The organism is Trueperella bernardiae (assembly GCF_001469025.1).
Classification (GTDB): Bacteria; Actinomycetota; Actinomycetes; order Actinomycetales; family Actinomycetaceae; genus Trueperella; species Trueperella bernardiae.
In genome coordinates, this window is record NZ_LNIZ01000017.1 from 1 (window position 1) to 5,626 (window position 5,626).

Genomic DNA, 5,626 nt, shown 5'->3' on the forward strand with positions numbered 1-5,626 from the left:
GTGAAGAGGTCTACGAAGGCGTTGCCACCTGGATCGAGGGATTCTATAACCACAAACGAATCCATTCAGCGATCGGCTACCAAAGCCCGGTCGAATACGAACTCCACGCCGGACTGGACCTCGCGGCGTGAACTACACAACGAAACCGTCAACAACAAGCGGGCAAGCCCAAGGCAGTGGCTGTCTAGCGTCTCTTACTACAGGCTGTCCGGGTATTGGTACGCCTACCGGATTCTCCCAGAGCCTGAAGACCCCAAACAGCCGCAACGCGCCGACAGCTTTGTGCGAGGCACGAAGTTCGAAGAAATAGTCGCTCTCTACGAATTCGACCGTAAAATGCGCACACTTATTTACGATGGGATTGAGCGGATTGAGGTTGCGCTACGTGCACGGATCGGCGAACTACTCGTCGCGAAAGGAGCCTTATCTTACAAAGATCCAGGTATCTTTCGTGAGGATTTCCGGCATCAAGACTGGCTAGAGACTGCTGAGAAGCGTGTGGATCGCGAGCGAAAACGTAACCGCGCTGTGGCTCACTACAGTGTCAACTACGGGGATTACCCATTCTGGGTTCTTGCTGATGTCCTTGATTTTTCCGATATTTCCATCCTCTTTGATGGCCTCACTCTTGATGATCAGCGGAGTATTGCACACAGTTTCGGTTTCTTTGGCGACGTCGATCGATTGAACTCTAAGCAGAAGAAGAGCTACTACAACCAAGATCCCCTCGCTCGATGGTGCGAACAACTCACCGTTCTGCGAAACACAGGTGCACATCACGGCCGCGTATGGAACCGCCACTTCACCCCGGCAGCGACGAATGCTTTCCGAACGATACAAGAACTGTCTTGTCTCCCGAAGGGGCAAAGTGAACGGCTCTTCGGCGCTCTCACTGCCATAGCATTCATGCCTCGGAGCGTCTCTCCGGGATCCACCTGGGTAAAAAAATTCATAGACTGATTGCGGAGGAATATGAGCCCCTGGAACTACGGAAAATCGACGAGATGGGTTTCCCTGATGACTGGAATGGAGTCTCCAGTAGCTAGAACGTGGCTTCCTCGCCATCCCTAAGGGTTGAGGTTGAACACCTCAACAAATGGATCAAGCGGCCCACGAATCCTGGCGTAGTCTTGGCGCTTATTCTGCCCATAAAGAGTTAGTCGCACATGGTGAGGCTTGATGACAAGCCACATCGACGAGCGACAAAACAGCTACAGAAGCAATTGCTATACCAAGGCCTACCGCATTTCAGAGTAGACCGCGGGGCGGCGTGGATCTGTACGAATGTCAGTGCTGCGGGCTACTGTGAGTTCTATGGTTCCCGGTTCGGAACCATAAGGCGCGGAACAACCTCCGCAGCCAAGCACTGTGACAAGGAGTTTCACGGATGAACAAAGAGCAGCAGCGTGCCGCGCTCCACAAAACCATCTGGCAGGTCGCGAACGATCTACGCGGATCAGTTGACGGCTGGGACTTCAAATCCTATGTGCTCGGCGCACTGTTTTATCGTTTCATCTCGGAAAACCTCACCGCGTTCATCAACAAGGGTGAGCGCGAAGCCGGCGATCCGAACTTTGATTACGCAAAGCTCTCTGACGAAGACGCAGAGTTCGCCCGTCCGAGCATCGTCAACGACAAGGGCTTTTTCATCTTGCCGTCCGAACTGTTCGAAAACGTCAGGAAGCGAGCAGAAAACGACCCGAACCTCAACGAAACTCTCGAGGCGGTGTTCCGAGACATCGAAGCTTCTGCGGTGGGGGCCCGAAGCGAACACGACATCAAAGGCCTGTTTGACGACTTCGAGGTCAACCACTCACGCCTTGGCAACACCGTTGCGCAGCGAAACGCAAAACTCGTGAAGCTGTTAAACGCGATTGGGGATCTCCCTCTCGGCGGTGAGTACGCAGACAACTCCATTGACCTGTTCGGCGACGCTTATGAGTTCCTCATGCAGATGTACGCCTCCAACGCCGGTAAATCCGGGGGCGAGTATTACACCCCGCAAGAGGTTTCAGAACTGCTCGCCCACATCGCCATTGACGGTAAGAAGCGTGTGAACCGAGTGTATGACCCGCTCGGTGGATACAACACCGTATTCAGCCCCGCAGACGGTGTCAGTCTGGGCGGAGAGGATCTGGTTGATAAAGCCTTGCAGCATCTGCCGCATCAGATCCGGGGATGCTTGGGCCAGCAGATCATCCAGATAGGTTGTCGGGTCGATAGAATGCGGTGCAGCGGTCATCGTTACGTGCCTTTCGGTGAGATGTGGTAGTTGAGTCGAAGATTACTGACGATGGCCGCCCCACTATTTCCGGGGCCCACCATCAGCAAGCGTTACACCACACTAAGGGACGCAACCCATAGCAGAAAGTGTCTTGTAGTTACTTCAGAGCAACCGGCGCCCAACTCGAAGAGGAAGATTAAGATTCCGGATGCCTGTGATGCCATGAACGTGAGTTACTTCGGCCCGTTCGATCTCTATCGGAAACTGGGGCTTCGGTTCCATTAGGAAGTAAGACCTAACGAGATGCTGAGCACTTAGATGGGAATATAAGTTTTTCTCACGACTAGTAGGTTCTGAACCTACTAGTCGTGAGAAAACCGCGTGAATAGATTTAGGGACGGGCGCGAGAGACTGTGCCCCCGAACTGCCATCCGCTCTACTTGAGCATGTAGAGCACCATTTTTGCCCTGGTCAGGGCTTTTACCGCGTGGGGGAGTCTCGTCGTGAAGTGAACCAGGCCTCCTGGCTTCAATATGACGGTCTTGCCGTCGCCGGTGATTTCTAGTTCGCCTTCTAGGGCTTGCACTATTACGGGCATGGCCGCGGTGTGTTCCGAGAGCTCCTCGTCCTTGTCGAAAGAGAACAGCACGACGTTAACGCCTTCTGCCTGCATAAGCGTCTTTGAGACGGTGGAATTTTCTGCGTATTCGATGCGGTCGGCGAGGTTGTCTATGAAGCCGAGCATGGCCGTCGGGAGGGGTTTGGGGTCACTCATTTCTGGTGTTCTTTCTTCAGTCTTCTTGCGTCTTGGGTTTGCGGGCAACGACCGCGATTCCGGTGAGCTGATCTTTGTATTCGTTGAACGTGGCGCGCATGGTCAAAATACGCTGGCGTAGATCCTTGTCGCGGAGAACATTCTTGATAATGCGCGCTACCCCGAGCAGCCCTTCGTCGGCTAGATTGCGTCGCGGCGATAGCAACGCCATCGGCTCGAAACCAACCCATTCGATGGTAAAGCCAGCGTTTTCAAGCACCTTGCACCATTCGTTTTCTGTTAGCGGGCGGGCGTTGACGCGAATCGTCTGGGCCAACTGCTTACGCAAGTTGTCGGCAAGCTGGGCGTCAATATCGTTGGGGGTGAGCCCAAGCTCGTGGATCGCGTAGCAGCCGCCTGGAGCGAGCAGCCGAAACGCTTCGGCCACGATCTCGTCCTTGCCCTTTTCGCCCTGCATCGTCAGCATGGCTTCGCCAATCACTACGTCAGCCGAGGCGTCTGGCAGGCCGGTGTTCTGGGCTTGCGCGTTAATAACCTTTCCGCCATGCGGGGTGACGACGTCTTGCACGTTTGCGACGGCATCGGGATCTTGGTCGACTCCTACATATGAGGAAACGCCGCGGTCGACTATGAGTTTCGCTGTTCGCCCCAAACCTGGGGCGAATTCCACCACTTCGCGGCCGGAAATATCTGCTTTATCCAGCATGCGCGTGGTGAGCTTCAGGCCACCGGGACGCAAGACCCGTTTCCCGGCGCGCGCCAGCACCCAATGCCCGGCGGCGGTTTTTGTAGAGCGATCACTTTGCGGAATGGAAGGATTCTTTGACACAACAAAATACTACCTGAATTAGCTTAGGTGAACCTAATTATTCAATTAAAAAACTCGCAACCGGCTAGTTGGGTCAACTTTTTGCCTACGCGGCATGGAGATATTCCGGGCTGCGTTTGCTTTGAGCGCGAATGATCGACGGCAGTAGCCCTTAGACAGTTTTGCAGTCAAAAAGTTTGCTAAAACTAGGTCGAACCAGGTGTTTGCGCCCACCAAACCGTCGTTTGCGTCCACTCAAGGGGTATCTTCAAGAGAACATCTAAACAATAAGCGATTGAATTTGTTTGTGTTGCTAGCGACTAGACCCGTCCGGGGGTCTTTCTATCACGTGTTGACGTGCTTGATGACACCATGCACCTGCTCGACAAAACCGTGTATAACACTCGCGAGCTCGAAACCCAGCAGGCCAAGCTGGGGGGGGTGGGGTGGCCTAAGAATTAGGTCCACGTGGTTTAAGCGTTGACCGTGTTTTCTTGTTTCCATTGTTCCGCGTATTCCCGTGGACTGAGGTAGCCCAGGGAAGAGTGCGGGTGGAAGGTATTGTACCGGTGTGACCACTGTGCCACGAGGGTTCGGGCGTGATCAAGGTCCTCGATACCGTTGTCTTCGAGGAGCTCGTCTCGCATCCGGTTATGGAAAGACTCAACGAACCCGTTATGCCACGGCTCGCCTGGCGGGATGAAGGCTTGGATCGTCTCGTCCTCGGCTGCCCAGTCTTTGAGAGCCTGAGCGATGAATTCGGGCCCGTTATCCATCCGGATCACCCGCGGGCGTCCGCCATGTGCGAGCGAGGCTAGGTCGAGCAGCTCGATGACCGAGCCCGCATCAAGTTTCTTATCGACTGCGAAGGCGAGGTGTTCGCGGGTATATTCATCGATAATATTGCAGATCTTGATCGTCTTGCCGTGCCAGGTCGAGTCGAACTGGAAATCCAGCGCCCACACATCACCCGGGTATTGCCCCGCAGGCACATCCACCCAGCCGCTACCATCGACGCGTTTGCGCTTCTTCCGTGGCAACACGCGCAGGCCTTCTTCGCGCCATAAGCGGCGGAATGTTTCCCGGCACACCCCGTAGCCCAGGCCAAGAGCCTTGACCCAGACGCGCCGGTGTCCCCACCGGCGGTGATCCTTAGCGAACTCATGCATCCACTGACGCAGACCCGCATACTTATCAGGCCCATGATCGCGGTCTCTAGCGCGCCGGTAGGCTGAGCGTGAGAGCCCAACAACCTTGCATGCCAGTCTCTGGGAATAGCCCAGCTCGACCAGATGCCACACGGCATCGTGACGGCGAGCCGGGCCTAGAAGTTTCCCTCTGCCAATTCCTTCCATGCTGCTTTTTCCAGCTCGGCCTGACCCAGTAGCCGTTTCAGGTGCGTGTTCTCATCGCGCAGACGCTGCAACTCTTTCGCCTCGCTCCTGCTCATCGCACCATACGTCGCCTGCCACCTGTTCAACGTCGCTTCGCTAATACCCAGCTCGGTCAAGATCTGAGCGGTGGTCGACCCTGATTCTCTGAGTTCGCGGGCCTTATCAAGCTTGCGAACAATCTGCTCAGGAGTGTGTTTACTAAACTTCTTCACCATTCATCCATTCCCCCTACCCACCGGGCAGGACATCAATGGACAACACTCAAGTCACCTGCACCTAAAAACCTGAGGCACTCCACCGGCACCGTTGCCAGGACGCATCGGGCAGCACTTCGGAAATGGCGTGCTGGATGCCCTCATGGGCGTCACTGGTGATAAGGAAGACACCACGAAGCCCGCGGGCTTTTAAGTCCTGGAAGAAGCCTT

At 55.1% G+C, this 5,626-nt stretch carries 6 protein-coding genes and 3 pseudogenes; 4 read left to right on the forward strand and 5 right to left on the reverse strand.

The window, feature by feature from the left end:
* From AQZ59_RS09880 to AQZ59_RS08915, 3 genes and pseudogenes are all read left to right on the forward strand, one after another.
* On the forward strand, positions 1 to 131 hold a 131-nt coding region (locus AQZ59_RS09880; protein ID WP_330218614.1), incomplete at its 5' end, for an IS3 family transposase.
* Positions 132 to 231: 100 nt separating this feature from the next.
* Positions 232 to 960 (forward strand): Abi family protein, encoded by a 729-nt coding sequence (locus AQZ59_RS09280; protein WP_330218619.1) that lies wholly within the window; start codon positions 232 to 234, stop codon positions 958 to 960.
* Positions 961 to 1,387: 427 nt separating this feature from the next.
* Positions 1,388 to 2,083: pseudogene (locus AQZ59_RS08915) on the forward strand (type I restriction-modification system subunit M); the annotation flags it as partial.
* On the opposite strand, the pseudogene AQZ59_RS09780 reads toward AQZ59_RS08915, so the two are convergent.
* A pseudogene (locus AQZ59_RS09780) lies at positions 2,063 to 2,242 on the reverse strand (IS256 family transposase); the annotation flags it as partial. The pseudogenes AQZ59_RS08915 and AQZ59_RS09780 overlap by 21 nt on opposite strands.
* 51 nt (positions 2,243 to 2,293) lie before the next feature.
* Between AQZ59_RS09780 and AQZ59_RS09285 the strand changes: the two are divergent.
* Positions 2,294 to 2,509: a DUF4411 family protein gene (locus tag AQZ59_RS09285; RefSeq protein WP_082661262.1), complete on the forward strand. Its 216-nt coding sequence runs from the start codon at positions 2,294 to 2,296 to the stop codon at positions 2,507 to 2,509.
* A 151-nt stretch (positions 2,510 to 2,660) separates the two neighbouring features.
* On the opposite strand, the gene AQZ59_RS08920 is transcribed toward AQZ59_RS09285, so the two are convergent.
* From AQZ59_RS08920 to AQZ59_RS09290, 4 genes and pseudogenes are all read right to left on the reverse strand, one after another.
* Positions 2,661 to 2,999, reverse strand: coding sequence for a cupin domain-containing protein (locus tag AQZ59_RS08920; protein WP_024110836.1), 339 nt, complete (start codon positions 2,997 to 2,999; stop codon positions 2,661 to 2,663).
* A gap of 16 nt (positions 3,000 to 3,015) precedes the next feature.
* On the reverse strand, positions 3,016 to 3,828 hold the full coding sequence (locus tag AQZ59_RS08925; RefSeq protein ID WP_062614292.1) for a class I SAM-dependent methyltransferase: 813 nt from the start codon (positions 3,826 to 3,828) through the stop codon (positions 3,016 to 3,018).
* A gap of 452 nt (positions 3,829 to 4,280) precedes the next feature.
* Positions 4,281 to 5,416 (reverse strand): IS3 family transposase gene (locus AQZ59_RS08930; RefSeq protein WP_152994746.1). Its coding sequence is split into 2 segments (ribosomal slippage): positions 4,281 to 5,146 and positions 5,146 to 5,416, totalling 1,137 coding nucleotides; the frame shifts between segments, so codons are not numbered across the junction.
* 82 nt (positions 5,417 to 5,498) lie between these two features.
* A pseudogene (locus AQZ59_RS09290) lies at positions 5,499 to 5,626 on the reverse strand (transposase); the annotation flags it as partial.